The sequence below is a fragment of the Embleya sp. NPDC059237 genome (assembly GCF_042754105.1).
GTDB lineage: Bacteria > Actinomycetota > Actinomycetes > Streptomycetales > Streptomycetaceae > Embleya.
Map to the genome: position 1 here is coordinate 169,543 of NZ_JBHZAE010000019.1, position 15,622 is coordinate 185,164.

Genomic DNA, 15,622 nt, shown 5'->3' on the forward strand with positions numbered 1-15,622 from the left:
GTCAGTGCAGTTGGGCCAGGAACACCTTCGGGCGCAGGGCCTTGCCCGAGGCGTCCAGGACGGTCAGCGGGGTGCCGTCGCGCAGTACGGTCGGGGTGCCGGTCACCCCGGATTCGGCGAAGTCCGCCTGTGCCCGGTCCACCCAGGCCCGATGGGTGAACCCGCGCACGACGTGGTCGAAGTCGGCGCCGCGCAGCCCGGGCACCTCGCCGGCGGCGTCCAGCAGGAAGTCGGGGTCGGCGAAGGTGTCCGTCGACTCGTCCGGCTGCCGTTGGTACAGCACGTGCAGGTAGTCCAGGAACGGCCCCTGGCCGACGTCCGCCGCGCCGCGCAGGGCGTTCACCGCGCGATGCGAACCCTCGCCGCCCAGCCGTACGTCCAGGAAGGTGGCGAAGTGGTACCGCAGTACGAACCGGCCCTCGTCCGCCAGTCGCCGGAACACCGGCCCGAGCCCCACCTCCATGCGTCGGCAGAACGGGCAGCGCGGGTCGGCGTAGAGGTCCAGACAGCGGGCGAGGTCCTGGGGGCCGTAGACGAGGGCCGTGCCGTGCGCGCCGGGAGCGGTGCGGAAGCTCATTGTTCGCCTCTGTCCGGCCGGCCGCGCCGCGACTCCTCCGACCGCCCGTTCGGGGTAACCGGTCGGTCGCGTGCGGTGTCGCCCGCCTGCGCGGCCGTCCGGGGCGCTTCGGTGCATTTGCGGTCATCGGGTAGGTTCACTGGAACCGGCCGGTCGGGAACGACTGCCCACCCGGCACTGGGGAAGGTGACGCCCGGATGGACGCGGCCCCGAGGTTTCGCCACGAGGCGCTGCTGTACGCGGGCCTCGACGACTTCGTCGAGCGCACGGCGGCCTTCGTGCGCGCGGGATTGCGCGCGGGCGAGGCGGTCGCCGTCGCGGTGATCGAGTCGCGCGCCGGCGCGCTGCGCAAGGAACTGGCCGCCGATGCCGACCTGGTGACCTGGATCGACATGGAGCGGGTCGGCCGCAATCCGGCGCGGATCATTCCGGCCTGGCGGGAGTGGACGGCGGCGCAGGGCCCGCGGGGCCGGCGCGGCATCGGCGAGCCGATCTGGGTCGGCCGCGACGCCGCCGAACTGGTCGAGTGCGGTCACCACGAGGTGCTGCTCGACCTGGCCTTCGCCGACGAGGCGTGGTGGCTGCTGTGTCCGTACGACGTCTGCGGCCTGCACCCCGAGGTGATCGCCGAGGCGCGGCGCGCCCACCCCCCGCCGCCGACCGGCGCCACCGGCGAGCGGCGCTCGCGCCCGGACGCCGAGGTGTACGCGGCGACCCTGCGCGGCCCGCCGCTGCCGGGCGCCCCGGGGCACGCCGAACGCCTGGCCTTCCGGGCGGGCGAACTGGCCGGTGTCCGGACGCTGGTCCGCCGGATACTGCCCGACGCGACGCGGACCCGGGTCAATCACGCGCTGCTCGCGATCGGTGAGATCACCGGCAACAGCGTCGTGCACGGCGGTGCGGCCGGCACGATCGTGCTGTGGTCCGAGGGGGCCCACCTGTTCTGCGACGTCCACGACGCCGGCCGGATCACCGACCCGCTCGCCGGCCGTCACCGCCCGACCACCGATCAGGACGGCGGCCGCGGCCTGTGGATCGCCAACCAGATCTGCGACCTGGTCCAGATCCGCTCCACCGAAACCGGCACCACCGTGCGGCTGCGCCTGCGGGTGTCGGACTGATCGGTCGCCCGAAACCGGGAGCCGCCGCGCGACGGCCCCGACCTCGTTCGCCCGGAGGAGCGGGCGGGTGAGGTCGGGGCCGCGGGGTGGGAAAGACTGGTGGGACGAACTGGTGAGGGATTCAGTGTCGGGACGTCGGGGCCGCGTCCGGCGTCGCGCCCGGCGCCGCGATCTGTTCGATCTCGATCATGCACGCCACACAGAACGTCTCCCGCCGGCGACTGCCGTGCACTTCACGAAAGTTCGGCAGGGTCTCGCCGCACAACGCGGTGTCCTCGCCCTCCATCGCGTGCCACACGACATTGTCCGGACCTTCGACCGCTCGCATCACATGCATTTCCGCTCCCGTGTGCTGGGATTCACCGGCTTCACCATGCAATCCGGGGGCGGTCCCGCGCGCATCCGGGCCGGAGCCGCGCCGAGCCGGGCCGGGTGGTCCCGATCCGCGTGCGGGGACACGGAGTACGAGGTCACCGGCACGTGGTCGGCCGTCGAGACGGGCGGGGCGGGGTTGGCCCGTCCGGGTGATCGACCGGGACGGCGGGCGGGCCGTCGCGGCCGGAGCGACGGGGGCGGCCCGGGGAGGCGGCACTCCGAAAAGGGCTGAACCGCTCGTCGGCGACACCGCGGCGGCGCCGACGTGGGGACGGTGATGCGTACCGTGATCGTCGGCGGCGGCGTGGTCGGCCTGCTCACCGCCCTGGAGCGCGCCCGGGCCGGCCATCGGGCCACCCTCGTCGAGCAGGGCCCGCTGCCCAATCCGCACGCGGCCTCGTACGACCGTGCACCGGGTGCCGCGCACCCTGCTCGCCGCCGCCGGCGATGGCGGGCACCCGCTGGACCCGATCGGGCTCGCCCGGCGCCGACCATCCGTGCTTTCCCGCCGGCGCGGGCGCGGTGTACGAGGAGCGGGGCCGGCGTACTGCTCGCGAACCGCGTCTTGGAGGTGGCCGTGCCTGACCGGCGCCGCCGGTCGCGGACGCCCCGCTCGGGTTGTCCGCGCACGAAGTCGCCTGCGTGGCAACCGCGTTGCACGGCCGCGATGCCGCCGCCCACTGGACCCGGGCCCTGCGCAAGCGGTGCACACCGCTCGTGTCCGGCTTCCATCCCGGCCGCGAAGTCGAACGGCTCGTCCGCCGACCCGCGCTGCCCGGGGCTACTCCGCCGGGAGTAGGCCGTTGTGGAGGAGGTCGGCCAGTTGGGTCGTCGCGAAGAGTTGGGGTTGGCCGCCGGTACGGATGACCAGGGTCGGGTGGTCGGGCAGGAGCGGGGAGGCGAGGAAGACGACGGCCGTCGGTCCGCCGTCCGTGCCCGCGAACATCACGGCTCGCCCGAGCGGAGTGGGTACGGTTTCGACCGGGCGGTCCGTCGGGATGTCGGACTCGGTGCGGTAGAGGTCCTTCGGGCTCAGGCCCTCCCATCCTGGCATGGTGCGCGGGTCGCAGGCTGTGCCGAAGGATTGGATCACCAGGTCCGGGCCGGACACGCCCCGATTGACCACGACCCGCACGCCTGGGCAGTACGAGCCGGACACCGCCGCCGAATCGCCCTGCACCCAGCGGTCGGTGGGCACCCGCAGCCGGAACACCGCGGCCCGGGTGCGCACCGTCGCCAGGGCCGGCCGCGCCCCCTCCCCGGTCCACGGCAGCGCGGAGGGCGCCTGGTCCGGAGCGGACCGCCGATACCCGCCCCCACCCGAATCGCTGCACGCGGTCACCGTCACCGTCGCCGTCACGGCCATCACGACCGGTACGACCGCCCCGCGCAGCCACGCCGTCCCCACGGTGACCCGCCGTCCACCCATCGCCCGGACTCCCCTTCCGTCGCCACATCCGGCGAATGGACGCGGCCCGCGCCGAACGGGTTCCCCCGCGCGTACCCGCCGCCCCGCGCCTCGGTCGTTGTGGCAGGCTGCCGTGTCGTGACCGACATCGACGGCACGCGGTGTACGTCGAGCCGAACGTCTGAGTCCGCCACCCGGTGCCCGGCCCACGCGGGTAGGCACGATCGACTCGGGTCGGTGTCAGGCGTCGGGGCCGAGGGTGTTCAGGAAGGTCTTGACCACATCGATCGGGATCGCGAAGGTGATGCCGACACTGCCGGCGTCCGCCTCGGCGCCGCCTCCGCTGCCACCGCTGCTGCCGCCCCAGGGCAGGTCGTTGCCGCCCTCGGAGGTGGTGTCGTAGATGGCCGAGTCGATGCCCACGACCCGGCCGGACAGATCGACGAGCGGGCCGCCCGAACTGCCCGAGCCGAACGCGACGTCGGTCTGGATCGCCTGGTAGGTCACCGTGTTCGCGTCGGTCGCCGCGATGGGCGAGGTACGCACGCCACTCGCGTCGTCGGGCACGACCGCACTCTCTCCGGACGTCGTGATGGGCCGGTTCAGCGCGCCGACCACACCGGAGGTGACCGTGCCGCCCAGGCCGAGGGGCGAACCGAACGCGACCACCCCGTCGCCCACTTGCAACGACGCCGAGTCGCCGAGCACGGCCGGGGTGAGGCCGCCGACACCGCTCACCCGGACCACCGCGAGATCGTGGGCGGCGTCGCTCGCCGACACGGTGCCGGCGGCGATGCGACCGTCGGCGAAGACCACCGTGAGGCCGCCGGGACCCGCCCCGGTCACCACGTGATCGTTGGTCAGGATCCGGCCGGCGGTGTCCAGGACCACCCCCGAACCCGTCACCGAGCCGCGCCGCGAGGTCACGCGCAACTCGACCACACTCGACCGGACGGCCGCCGCCACCGCCGACACCGACCCCGCGCCGCCGCCCGCGGAGGCGTTGCGCACGGGCGCCCCGCCGATCGCCGCCGGCGGCGCGTGGTCGGCGTCCTCGAAGTGGCGCACCACGACCACCCCGGACAACCCGCCGACCAGGCCGGCCACCACGGCCGCCACCACCGGCACCGGCAAGGCCCGCTTCACCCGCCGCCGATCCGGGGCCCGCGTCTTGCTCCCGGTGGACTCCGCGCGCCCCGCATTGTCTTCCGTCATACCCGAGACTCTCGATCCCGCAGATGAAGACCACCTGAGAGCACCCCCAAGCCCACCCCAAAACCCGACACCGCAACCCGGAGCGCGCCCGCACGTTCGGATGCCCGCGATGAGTTTTGCCGGCTCCGTCGGTCCAATGAGTGTGACGTCGCGTATTCACTCGGACGAGGGTCAGGAGAGCAGTGGGATGACGACCAGTGCACGCACCGCCGGCTACGCGCCGGTCAACGGGATCGAGATGTACTACGAGGAGCACGGTGTCGAGGGAGCCGCGCCCCCGTTGGTTCTGCTCCACGGTGGGGCGCAGACCATCGACCTGTCCTTCGGCGCGCTGTTGCCCGCGCTCGCCGCGAACCGGCGGGTGATCGGCGTCGAGTTGCAGGGGCACGGGCACACCGCCGACTCCGACCGCGAGATGTCGCTGGAGGTGTTGGCCGACGACGTGATCGCGCTGCTCGACCACCTCGACATCGATCGGGCCGACCTGCTCGGCTACAGCCTCGGCGGCCTGACCGCGCTGCGTGCCGTGGTGCGCGCGCCGGAACGGGTGAACCGGCTGGCCCTGTTGGCCACGCACTGTCGGCACGACGGCTACTTCCCGGAGATCTCCGCCCCCGAGCAGACCTCGCCGCGCCTGCCGACCGAGGCCGACTTCAAGGCGATGGTCGAGGCGTACGCCCGGGTCGCCCCCGACCCGACCGCCTTCGGAGCCACCTTGGCCAAGCTCCAGCCCGTCGCGCACGGCTTCACCGAATGGACCGACGACGAGCTGCGCGCGATCGCCGCGCCCACCCTCCTGGTGATCGGCGACACCGACTTCATCCGGGTGGAACACGCCGCGTTCATGCACGGGTTGATCCCCTCGTCCCGGCTCGCGGTCCTGCCGGACACCACGCACATGGCCGTGCCCGGACGCGCCGAGTTGCTGCTCCCGATCCTCGACGCGTTCCTGCCGGTCGGCTCCTGAGCCCTGCCCCGCGTGTCCTGAGCGACCGTCGAAGGTGTGTCCGCCGCACGCCTTCGACCCCCGTTCCGCCGACACCACGCACGCCCTCCGCGCGTGGTGTCGGCCCCGGGACCGTCGCGGGATCCCGGGTATCGCCCCGTGCCGCGGCGGCTCAGCCCCAGGACGCGCCGGCCGGCTCCTCGATCGTGGTGTTGATCCGGTTGAAGAAGTTGGTGATCGAGATCATCAGGATGATCGCGGACAGCTGCCGCTCGTCGAAGTGGTCGGCGACCTCGTCCCACAGCGCGTCCGGTACGGCCTGGCCGCTGTGGTCGGCGAGCCGGGTGGACGCCTCGGTCAGGGCCAGTGCGGCGCGTTCGGCGTCGGAGAAGAAGGGGGCCTCGCGCCAGGCCGCGACGGCGTGCAGCCGCTCGTCGGTGGTGCCCGCCTTCTTGGCGCCGGCGACGCCGGCGAACACACAGGCGCTGCAGCCGTTGATCTGGCTGGCGCGCAGGTGGACCAATTCCAGGATCTCCTGCGGCACGCCGCCGGAGTACATCGCCTTGTAGATGGACTGGATGCCCTTCATCGTGTCGGGCAGGACCATGGCGGGGTTCTTCATCCGAGCGCTCATGACGTCTTCTTCTCTCTCGATCGTGGGCGGTCGGTTCGTTCGAGTACCGGCCGGTTATCGTCCTTCACTGCACTGACGAAACGGCCGATGGAGATGTGACAGGTGAGCGAAGAAGATTTCCTGGCGCAGCGGTTCGAGGAGACCCGGCCGCATCTGCGGGCGGTGGCCTACCGGATGCTGGGCTCGCTCGGCGAGGCCGACGACGCGGTTCAGGACGCCTGGTTGCGGCTGAGTCGGTCCGACATCTCCGAGGTGAAAAACCTGGGCGGCTGGCTGACCACGGTGGTCGGCCGGGTGTGCCTGGACATGTTGCGGTCGCGGACGGCGCGCCGGGAGGATCCGCTGCAGGACGACGACGGGTTCGTGCGCCTGCCCGATCCGATCGTCAGCGGTCCCGACGGCATGGATCCCGAGCAGGAGATCCTGCTGGCCGACTCGGTCGGCATCGCGCTGCTCGTGGTGCTGGAGACGCTGGCCCCGGACGAGCGGCTGGCCTTCGTCCTGCACGACATGTTCGGCGTGCCGTTCGACGAGATCGCCCCGGTTCTGGACCGTACGCTCGCCTCCACCCGGCAACTCGCCAGTCGGGCCCGGCGGCGGGTCCAGGGCGTCTCGCCCGCGCCGGAGCCCGACCCGGGTCGGCGGCGCGCGGTGGTCGACGCGTTCCTCGCCGCCTCGCGCGGCGGCGACTTCGAGGCCCTGGTCGCCGTGCTCCACCCCGAGGTGGTGGCCCGCTCCGACGGCGGCACGCTGCGGCCGAGCCTGGTCCGGCGCGGTGCGGCCGAGGTCGCGTCGCAGGCGATCACCTTCGCCCGCTTCGCCGAGATCGCGCTGCCGGCGCTGATCAACGGCACGCCGGGCGTGGTCTCGCTGGCCTCCGACGGCACGCCGCTGTCGGTGATGGCGTTCACGATCGAGGACGGGCGGATCACCTCGCTGGACATCCTCACCGACCCGGAGCGGCTGGCCGGGATCGACCTGAGCATGCTCACGGGCTGACCGGATCGCCCCACGGCGGTCGGTGCGAAGGGCCTTCGGCCTCCGCGCCGACCGCCGACGCGCGACGCGTCGCCGTGACGCGGGTACGCCCTACGGGCGCGGGATGCGGCTGTAGTCCTGGCCCGGGATCTCGATCAGCGCGTGCGTCGGCGCGATCTGCAGGTGGTGCGACCCGTCGATCTCGTACCCGCCCGGAACCCGGTATCCGGCCCAGATCGGCAGGTCGACGCGCAGCGCCCAGGCGCCGGACGCGGTGCGCTCCCAGCGCACCACACGACACAGCAGTACGCCGCGGTCCTCCGGCTGCCGGACCCACACCCACGTGCCCTCCGCCGGTGGCGGCGGTCCGGGCCGGCCGTGGCGCGGCGTCTCCGCGTCCGCGCCGGCGCGGGCCGCCTGCGCGCGGGTGGCGTCGACGCGTTGCCCCAGGGTCGCGCGGCCACCGGAGAACGACGCCTCCAGTGCGTCGACGTCCGGTGGCTCGGTCATGCCGATCATGGTAGCCCCGATCGAACCCGAATTCGAACGTCTGTTCCCACCGGGCGTCGGGGCCGGCCATCAGGCGTACCACCCGCCTCAGGTGCCCCCGTAGCGCCCCGCAGCACGTCCACCACATCCGATCCGTCGCTCGATTCCGCTCGCGCGGCCACGGCCCACGACATGCTGTCGAGGGCCTGGAGCACCAGCGCACAACCGGAGTACCGGCCCGGATCGCGGAAAGCGGGTCTCGTTCAGCACGTGGGCACCGCTCCGTCGGCACGGCGCCGGCGCCGTCGAGTCGGCGCGCCAGTCCGGCGCCTTCCAGGTCCACGTCCGGCAGGAACCGGTCGAGGGCCCGGGGCAACCACCAGGCCCGAGCGCCGAGCACCGCCAGTACGGCCGGCAGCAGCGTCATCCGGACCACGAACGCGTCGAACAACACGCCCGCGGCCGGCGCGAAGCCCATGCCCTTGACCACCACGTTGTCGGACAACACGAACGACCCGAACACCGACACCATGATCAGCGCGGCGGCGGCGACCTTGGCGCTGTGCCCGTAGCCCACCCGCAGCGCGTCGAGCGCGGGCCGCCCGTGGGTGTACTCCTCGCGCATCCGCGAGACCAGGAACACCTCGTAGTCCATGGCCAGGCCGAACAGGATGCCGATCGGCAGGATCGGCAGGAAGCTCACGATCGGCCCGGTGCCGGCCGAGGGAGCGCTGCGACTCGGTGCCCGGGATGTCGTTGCGCGACGCGAATGGTTTCATCAGGGTGAGCGTGGCCGCCGCCGAGGCCACCAGGATCAGGACCCAGGCGGCGATGACGAACCGGCGGCGGTGATAGGCGAAACGGTCGAGGCGATACAACAGCGAGGACATCACGAACTCCCGGACGGATACGGCACGGGGATGGGATCGGGTCGGCCCGATCCCGTCCACGCCAGGAGCCGACGGCCTGGCAACCCCCTTGAACCGGGCCGCGAAAGGCCCCATTCACACACGACTCCCATGGAATGCCCGCCGGTTCGTGCGCCACGCTGGTACCGGACCGGGGCCCGTCCGTCCGGCGAAACGCGCATCGAGAAGGAACCAGATGAACACTGCGGAGCCATCGGGCGGTTCGTCCGCGCCGCCGACCGAGCGCGGTCGCCTCCTGGTCGTCGACGACGAACCCGCGATCGTGGACACCGTCACCCGGTTCCTGCGCTTCGTCGGCTACGACGTGCGCACCGCCGCTACCGGACGGCAAGCGCTCACCGTGGCCCGGGACTTCCTGCCGGAACTGGTCCTGCTCGACATCATGCTGCCCGACGGCGACGGCTTCGAGGTGCTGCGCCGGCTGCGCGCCGACGGCCTGCCCGTCGCCGTGGTCTTCCTCACCGCACGCGACACCCGCAAGGACGTGGTGCGCGGGCTGACCGCCGGCGGCGACGACTACATCACCAAACCCTTCGGACTGGACGAGGTCACCGCGCGTATCGAGGCGGTGCTGCGCCGCACCCGCCGCGCCGACCCCGGCGGCGACATCCTGCGCGTGGCCGACCTCGAACTCGACTCCTCCGCCCACCAGGTGCGCCGCGCGGGCCGGCACATCGACCTGTCCCCCACCGAATTCCGCCTGCTGCGCTACCTGATGCTGCACCCGGATCGGGTGCTGACCCGGGCCCGGCTCCTGGAGCACGTCTGGTCCTACGACTTCAACGGCGACGACACCGTGGTGGCCACCTACATCAGCTACCTGCGCCGCAAGATCGACGACGGGCAGAGTCCGCCGCTGATCCACACCCGGCGCGGCGTCGGCTACTGCCTGCGCACCCCGCCGTGCTGAGGTTGCGCGCCGGGATCCGCACCCAACCGCTGCACCGCCGCCTGGTGGTGGTGATCATCGTGGTGTGCACGGTCGTGCTGAACACCTGCGCCGCGGTGACCGTGGGGGTGCTCCGGGAGTCGCTGTTCGACCGCCTGGACGAGCAACTGGACACCACCGCCGCCGCGTTGCGCGCGCTGGACACCCGCGAGCGCAGCAACGCGCCGATGAGCCTGGATCCGGGCGTGTGGCTGGAGTACCCGGGCGGCCTGTACGTCGCGCTCGCCGTCGTGCACCGGCAACCCCAGGGCCCGGGACCGAGGTTGACCGGTCCGCTGCCCGCGAGCGGCGCCACGTTCACCACCGGCTCGGCGCAACCGGGGTCGCGGGAGAGCTTCCGGGTGCGGGTACAGGCGTTGACCGACGGGCGCACCGCCCTGATCGCACTGAGCGTGCGCGAGACCGAGGCGGCAGCCGACCACGCGCTCTACGTCGTGCTGGCCACCGTCGGCATCGCGCTGCCGACCCTGGCCCTGCTCGCCGCGCTGTGCGTGCGGCGGGAGTTGCGGCCGCTGGAGCGCGCCGCCCGGGTCGCCGACACGATCGCCGCCGGCGACTATGCACAGCGCGTGCACGATCCGCTGATCGGCCCGCGCACCGAGGTCGGCCGACTGGCCATCGCGCTCGACCGGATGCTCGACGGGATCCAGGCCGCGCTGGCCGCGCGGGACGCCTCCCGGGAACGGTTGCGCCGATTCGTCGCCGACGCCTCGCACGAACTGCGCAATCCACTGCAATCCATCGGCGGATACGCCGAGTTGTACCAGCGCGGCGCGCTGCCCGACCGGGCCGCGGTGGACGACGCGGTGAGCCGGATGCGCGCCGAGATACGCCGGATGAACGGCCTGGTCGAGGCGCTGCTCCTGCTCGCGCGCCTGGACGAGGAACAGGACACCGACCTGGAACCGGTCGACCTGACCCGGGTGGTCGCCGACTCCTGCCGCGACGCCGCCGCAATCGAGCCCGACCGACCGCTGACCTGCGCCGGCCTCCCGATCGGGGATCGGGTGAGCGTGCTCGGGGACGAGGACCGGCTGCGGCAGTTGGTGGCCAACCTGCTCGGCAACGTCCGGATGCATACGCCCGTGCATACCCCGGCCGAGGTCGAACTGCGCGCCGCCGGCGGCGAGGCGGTGCTGACCGTCCGCGACCGCGGCCCGGGCATCCCGGCCGCCGATCTGCCGCACGTCTTCGACCGGTTCCATCGGGCCGACAAGAGCCGCAGTCGCACCCAGGGCGGCAGCGGTCTGGGGTTGTCCATCGTCGCGGCGATCGTGGAGATGCACCACGGCACGATCACGATCGGGCCGGCGCCCGGTGGGGGGACGGTGGTCGAGGTACGGTTGCCCGCCTTGGCGGAGGCGAAGACGACAGAGGCCGGCCGGGTCGGTGGGGCCGGCGGGCCGATCCGCGGGCTCAATCCCCCGTGACTGTGAGGGCGTGGAAGCCGGTCAGGTCCTCCAGGAGGCGTCGGCCGTCCTCCCGGGCGGGTGAGAGCAGTTCGTCGAGCAGCGAGCCGACCCGCTGGTCCCGTGCGGGCGCGCGCAGCGCGGCGAGCAGGCGGGCAACGGCCTCGGCGGGCAGGGGCGTGCGCGTGGTGTGCCCGCACGCGGCGACGATCCGTACCGCGCCGATGTCCTGCCAACGCACCGGCTCGTCGGCGGGCAGCCCGACGGCGACCTCGTCGGTCAGCGACCGGTGCGGCGCGGGCGGCGGCGCGGGGAAGAAGCCGCCGGCCGTCCAGCGGCGCAGCGACAACGTCGCCACCCACTCGCGGGCCGCCTCCTCGTTCGCGCCGGAGCGGAAGAAGTCCACCGCCTGGTCGAGCGCGGCGGGTAACACATCTGCCGACAGCGGCCTTTCGTCCTGGTCGGGTGGCGCCCAGGACGGTCCCGCGAGCGGCGGCAGCCCGGCCGTCTCCATCTCCTCGCTGAGCATGGACTCGGGGGTGGGGTCGGTCAGATACTCCGCCACCTCGAAGGCGGCGCGGGTGAATTCGCGGGGCAGGCCGACATTCACACTCGTCGCGGGGGTGTCGTCGAGCGCGCTTTCCCCGACGTGGTAATGGCTCGACGGCCAGTAGAGCATCTCGCCTGCGTGCACCTCGACCGCGAACGAACCCGGCAGGTAACGCTCGTAGTCCAGCACCGAGGTGACCGCCTCCGTCCACGGCCGCTCCGGCCAGAAGCGCATCACCTTGCGGCCCTGGAGGGCGAACATGAACGACGCGAACCGGTCCTTGTGCGCGCCGATCTGGGTGTGCTCGTAGTTGCCGTGGAACATCGTGGTGATGGCGCTGCTCAGCGGCAGCCCGAAGCGGCGGAAGGCGCCGTCGTAGAAAGCCCGTTCGCGGCGCCACAGCGGGTGGTTGAAGGCGTGGAACGCCTGCACGGTCAGCGAGTACCGGCGGCCGTCGAGGCGTTCGGCGAGGCGCGTGGCGTAGCCGTCGAGCGAGTCGTCCTCGGCGAGCGGCAACCAGCCGTCGGGGCGGGACTTGAGGTCGCGGTCGACGGCGAAGCGCACGTGTTTGGGGATCTCCCCGGCGGCGTTGGCGGCGGTGGCGGCCACGGCGGAGCCGAACACGTCGTCCGGGCGGAAGGGGTGGGCCGACGGGCCGCCCGGGAGGCGGATCAGGACCGGACGGCGGTCCCAGTAGCGGTCGGCGATCAGGTCCCAGTCGAGGTCGTCGATGACGTCGACGCCACCGGTGCGGTCGGTCATGTCGGTTCCCCCGCCGTCGTTTCGGTCGTGTCCGTCGTTTCGGTCGTGTCCGCCTCGGCCGCCGATTCGATGGCGCGCACCCGGTACAGCACGCGCAGCAGGGTCAGGACGCCTTCCTCACGGGTGGTGTGCCCGGTCACGCCCACGTCGGCGCACACCTCGGCGAGGTCGCTGGTGCGCCGCCGCTCCAGGGCGGCCAGGACGCGCGGGGCCAGTGCGCCGCGTACCGGGAGCAACAGGCCGTTGACCGCCCATACTTCGGCTGCGGGGCCCTCGGGCACCCGCAGGACCTCGGCGACGAGCCGGAATCGGGAGTGGGCGTCGATGGCCGGTTCGATGCCGGGTCCGGGCGCGGTGGCGGAGCGGGGTTCGGGTACCGGTTCGAGGCCGGCCGCCGTGCGCCGGGCGGCCCAGCGGCGGCGCACCGTGCGGGTCAACTCCCCGTCCGGGTCGCCCGCCACCCGGCCGAGCACCCGCGCGACCTCGGCGAACTCGGCGATCGGCGGCGTCAAGCCGTCCGCGTTCTCCGGCGGCGGATAGGGCAGGTACGGCATCGGTTGGGCGGCCACCGGGTCCCGGCGGATCAGGTCCTGGAGCACGCCGCGTACGGCCGGGAGCGCGGTGGTCGGATCGGTGGGCACGGTGATCCGCAACACGGCGGCCCGATCGGTGAACTCCTCGCCCCCGTCCGACTCCACGGCCGCCGCCGGGTGGTACAGCACGTCGCCCGCGCCGGCGTCGCGCCGATGGGTGCCGGCGAGTACCCAGGTCAGCACGTCCGTCCCGGGCGCGGGTGGTGGGGTGCGGAAGTCGTGGCCGAAGCAGAGCTCCGAGGTGAGCGGCAGTGCCGGCCACCCGATCCCGGACCACAGTCCGGCCAGCGCGTCCCGGGCCCGCGCCCAGCGGGGAAAGTCCAGGACGAAGGGGTGCCGGATCGTCAGCAGCCAGCCCTTGCCGTCGAGTTCGTCGTCAAGCCGGTCCGCGTAACGATCGAGGTCGTAGTCGTCCTCGGTGGGCAACAGGGCGCCGGGGGCGGCGAGTCGGCCGTCGACGGTGAAGAAGCGCACGGCCGAGACCGATCGGGGGCGCGCTCCGGCGCGGAACGGGCCGCTCATCGCGGTCGCGGTACGGAAGGCGGTGACCGCGTCGATCGGGGGCACGACGTGCGATACGCGCGCCGGTTCGCGATCCCAGGCGCGGGCGCAGACGTCGCGCCAGTCGGCCCCGGTCCGCTCGTCGGTCGACCCGCCGGTAGGGGCCGGCAGCCCGGTCGTTCCGGCCCTTCCGGTCGCCGTGCCGCTCACGACGCCTCCGTGGGGGTGTCGAGCTTGGCCAGGTGGATGCGCAGTGTGCCGCCGGCCCACTCGTAGCCGAACCGCCGGCCCGCCCGCGGCCAGTCGAAGTCGACCCGGCCTTCGGCGCCGCCCTCGGACCAGCGCAGCGTCACCCCCAGTGTGGGGTCCACCAGGGCTCGGGTGTCCGGCAGTTGCTCGACCACACCGACCACCGCGTCGCGCAGGGCCGGGCCGAGCGCGGCCAGGGTGGGGTCGGCGTAGCGGTGCAGTCCGGCCGTGGGGAAATCGGGGACCTCCGCCTCGGGGCTCTCCCGGAGCGGAACGGGCGTGGCCAGGAAGGGTTCCGGCGCCGGGGCCATGGTGAGCAGCGGTGCGCCGAGGGCGGCCGGGTCGCCGTCGGCCGGGGCCGCCGCGCAGAAGTAGTAGGGCACGTCCCAGCGGCTCAGCTGCGCCTTCTCGTCGACGCCGAACGGTTCGCCGTCCGGGTAGCGTTCCGCGGTGGTGCCGCGCAGTCGGGCGTCGATGGCCCGGGCGTAGTCGGCGGTCGGGCGTGGCACGATGCGGATGTACGCCCGGCGCGCCCGGGGTTCCAGTTCGCGCCGCACCGCCTCGCGGTGCCGGCACAGCAGCGTCCAGGCGTCGAACATGCCGCGCAGCATCGACAGGAGGTGGGGCGCGCGGCCGAACCCGCCCTCGGTATCCGCGACGGCGGAGGGGACCACCGTTCGGGTCGGCGGGCGGTCCATGGGCAGCAGTCGCAGCGTCCCGTCGGCCGCGCGTCGCCAGACCAGCGCGCCGCCCTCGAGGGCCCGCCAGTCGGCGGTGTCCTCCAGGCCGGGCGGGTATTCGAAGTCGTCGGCGGTGGCCTCGGCGGGCGCCGGGGCCGGGCCCAGGAGGCCGGTGGCGCGCAGTCCGCTCGATCCGGTGAAGTAGCACTCCAGGTCCACCGGGTACAGCATGGGTTGGTCGTGCGCCCGGTGCGGGCGCGCTCCGGCCAGGACGTTGCCGCCGATCAGGTCGGAGATGCCGAAGGCGACACAGGTCGCGGCGAGGTTGCCGGCCCGATGCCAAAAGCGGCGCGCCTGTTCGGGGGTGAGGACCGTGCCGGTCATCGTGGTGGAGCCGTCGACGCGGACGGGACCCTGCTCGGCCGGTGCTTCGATCCACTCGTGCCAGCTGTAGCCGCGCGCGCCGGGACCGCTACCGGTCCAGGTGGCCAGGGTCGGCAGTCGCACCGGTCCGGCGGCTTCCGGCAGTGCGTTGATCCGCTCGAACAGGCCGCCCGGTTGCGCGGGTTGCCGGTCGTCTCCGATCGTGCCGTCGGCCAGGAACAGGGCTTCCCCGTTCGCCGGTCGCGGTTTGTACGCGAGCGCGCCGCCGCCCGCGAACGCCAGTCGTAGCACCCGCAGTCCGCCGTTGTGGGTTTCCGCTCCGTGCGCGCGCAGTTCGACCACGGGACCGGCCAGGCGCGGATCTCGCGGCCGGTTCGGTGCACCCAGGTCGGTGCCCATGCGGACGAGGAACAGGTCGAGCGCGGACTGGAGTTGGGTGACGCGCAGCTCCGCCAGGCGTTCGGCCACCGACGCCGGGGAGTGGTGGCAGGCGGTGAAGATCGCGCTCAGCGTGGGGCCGAACAGCGCGGAGTCGACCGGGTCGAGTACGCCGGGCGCCAGGAGGTCGGCGTCGATGCCGGCGGCGGCGCGGACGCTCCAGGCGTCGAGTCGCTCCATCGCGCGCCGGAAGGGGGCGAACCGGTCCTCGGCGAGCAGCGCGGTCACCTGGTCGGCGTCCCGCACACCGCCCAACGCGCCGTCGGGTACCAGGGTTTCGGCCGGTCCGTCGGTGACGACGGGCGGGAACACCTCCTGGGCGCCGCCCTCCCGTACATGCCGGATCAGCCGGTCGAGCACGGGAACCGGCAGCGTGGTGGCCAAGACGAATCGTCCTTCCGTGACGGGGCTGGGCTCGGGCGGAACTCGGGCCGG

15 protein-coding genes and 1 pseudogene are annotated in these 15,622 nt (G+C 73.2%); 6 read left to right on the forward strand and 10 right to left on the reverse strand.

Annotation, left to right across the window (positions count from 1 at the left end; translation table 11 throughout):
- Nucleotide 1: 1 nt before the first annotated feature.
- Nucleotides 2-577, reverse strand: coding sequence for a DsbA family protein (locus ACFXKZ_RS41600; protein WP_380009664.1), 576 nt, complete (start codon nt 575-577; stop codon nt 2-4).
- Between the two features lie 197 nt (nt 578-774).
- On the opposite strand from ACFXKZ_RS41600, the gene ACFXKZ_RS41605 reads away from it, so the two are divergent.
- A complete protein-coding gene (locus tag ACFXKZ_RS41605; RefSeq protein WP_380009667.1) occupies nt 775-1,698 on the forward strand; it encodes an anti-sigma factor RsbA family regulatory protein in 924 nt (307 codons plus the stop codon).
- 121 nt (nt 1,699-1,819) lie between these two features.
- On the opposite strand, the gene ACFXKZ_RS41610 is transcribed toward ACFXKZ_RS41605, so the two are convergent.
- Nucleotides 1,820-2,035: a hypothetical protein gene (locus tag ACFXKZ_RS41610; protein ID WP_380009670.1), complete on the reverse strand. Its 216-nt coding sequence runs from the start codon at nt 2,033-2,035 to the stop codon at nt 1,820-1,822.
- Between the two features lie 315 nt (nt 2,036-2,350).
- Between ACFXKZ_RS41610 and ACFXKZ_RS41615 the strand changes: the two genes are divergently transcribed.
- Nucleotides 2,351-2,872, forward strand: coding sequence for an FAD-dependent oxidoreductase (locus ACFXKZ_RS41615; protein ID WP_380009673.1), 522 nt, complete (start codon nt 2,351-2,353; stop codon nt 2,870-2,872).
- Here the strand turns inward: ACFXKZ_RS41615 and ACFXKZ_RS41620 are convergent.
- Together ACFXKZ_RS41620 and ACFXKZ_RS41625 are read right to left on the reverse strand one after the other, a co-directional pair.
- Nucleotides 2,855-3,502, reverse strand: a complete 648-nt coding sequence (locus ACFXKZ_RS41620; RefSeq protein WP_380009676.1) for a hypothetical protein — start codon at nt 3,500-3,502, stop codon at nt 2,855-2,857. The two genes, ACFXKZ_RS41615 and ACFXKZ_RS41620, sit on opposite strands and share 18 nt — an antisense overlap.
- 219 nt (nt 3,503-3,721) lie before the next feature.
- A complete protein-coding gene (locus ACFXKZ_RS41625; protein WP_380009679.1) occupies nt 3,722-4,696 on the reverse strand; it encodes a S1C family serine protease in 975 nt (324 codons plus the stop codon).
- Nucleotides 4,697-4,883: 187 nt separating this feature from the next.
- On the opposite strand from ACFXKZ_RS41625, the gene ACFXKZ_RS41630 reads away from it, so the two are divergent.
- A complete protein-coding gene (locus tag ACFXKZ_RS41630; RefSeq protein WP_380009682.1) occupies nt 4,884-5,663 on the forward strand; it encodes an alpha/beta fold hydrolase in 780 nt (259 codons plus the stop codon).
- A gap of 151 nt (nt 5,664-5,814) precedes the next feature.
- Here the strand turns inward: ACFXKZ_RS41630 and ACFXKZ_RS41635 are convergent, their stop codons facing one another.
- The gene (locus tag ACFXKZ_RS41635) at nt 5,815-6,276 is read right to left on the reverse strand and encodes a carboxymuconolactone decarboxylase family protein (RefSeq protein WP_380009685.1); all 462 of its coding nucleotides are present in this window, start codon (nt 6,274-6,276) and stop codon (nt 5,815-5,817) included.
- 102 nt (nt 6,277-6,378) lie between these two features.
- On the opposite strand from ACFXKZ_RS41635, the gene ACFXKZ_RS41640 reads away from it, so the two are divergent.
- On the forward strand, nt 6,379-7,275 hold the full coding sequence (locus tag ACFXKZ_RS41640; protein WP_380009688.1) for a sigma-70 family RNA polymerase sigma factor: 897 nt from the start codon (nt 6,379-6,381) through the stop codon (nt 7,273-7,275).
- A 90-nt stretch (nt 7,276-7,365) separates the two neighbouring features.
- Here the strand turns inward: ACFXKZ_RS41640 and ACFXKZ_RS41645 are convergent, their stop codons facing one another.
- Nucleotides 7,366-7,764, reverse strand: coding sequence for a hypothetical protein (locus tag ACFXKZ_RS41645; protein WP_380009691.1), 399 nt, complete (start codon nt 7,762-7,764; stop codon nt 7,366-7,368).
- Nucleotides 7,765-8,050: 286 nt separating this feature from the next.
- A pseudogene (locus ACFXKZ_RS41650) lies at nt 8,051-8,455 on the reverse strand (MMPL family transporter); the annotation flags it as partial.
- 392 nt (nt 8,456-8,847) lie between these two features.
- Between ACFXKZ_RS41650 and ACFXKZ_RS41655 the strand changes: the two are divergent.
- Together ACFXKZ_RS41655 and ACFXKZ_RS41660 are read left to right on the forward strand one after the other, a co-directional pair.
- Nucleotides 8,848-9,582: a response regulator transcription factor gene (locus tag ACFXKZ_RS41655; protein WP_380009694.1), complete on the forward strand. Its 735-nt coding sequence runs from the start codon at nt 8,848-8,850 to the stop codon at nt 9,580-9,582.
- Nucleotides 9,576-11,051, forward strand: a complete 1,476-nt coding sequence (locus ACFXKZ_RS41660) for a sensor histidine kinase (protein ID WP_380009696.1) — start codon at nt 9,576-9,578, stop codon at nt 11,049-11,051. The genes ACFXKZ_RS41655 and ACFXKZ_RS41660 overlap by 7 nt, the downstream gene beginning before the upstream one ends.
- On the opposite strand, the gene ACFXKZ_RS41665 is transcribed toward ACFXKZ_RS41660, so the two are convergent.
- From ACFXKZ_RS41665 to ACFXKZ_RS41675, 3 genes are read right to left on the reverse strand one after another with little or no spacing between them, the layout of a single operon-like run.
- Complete coding sequence (locus tag ACFXKZ_RS41665; RefSeq protein WP_380009699.1) at nt 11,038-12,342, reverse strand: cupin; 1,305 nt, start codon at nt 12,340-12,342, stop codon at nt 11,038-11,040. The two genes, ACFXKZ_RS41660 and ACFXKZ_RS41665, sit on opposite strands and share 14 nt — an antisense overlap.
- Complete coding sequence (locus ACFXKZ_RS41670) at nt 12,339-13,646, reverse strand: hypothetical protein (RefSeq protein WP_380009702.1); 1,308 nt, start codon at nt 13,644-13,646, stop codon at nt 12,339-12,341. Before ACFXKZ_RS41670 ends, ACFXKZ_RS41665 begins: the two co-directional genes overlap by 4 nt.
- Nucleotides 13,643-15,571 (reverse strand): DUF4135 domain-containing protein, encoded by a 1,929-nt coding sequence (locus ACFXKZ_RS41675; protein WP_380009705.1) that lies wholly within the window; start codon nt 15,569-15,571, stop codon nt 13,643-13,645. The genes ACFXKZ_RS41670 and ACFXKZ_RS41675 overlap by 4 nt, the downstream gene beginning before the upstream one ends.
- Between the last annotated feature and the right edge of the window lie 51 nt (nt 15,572-15,622).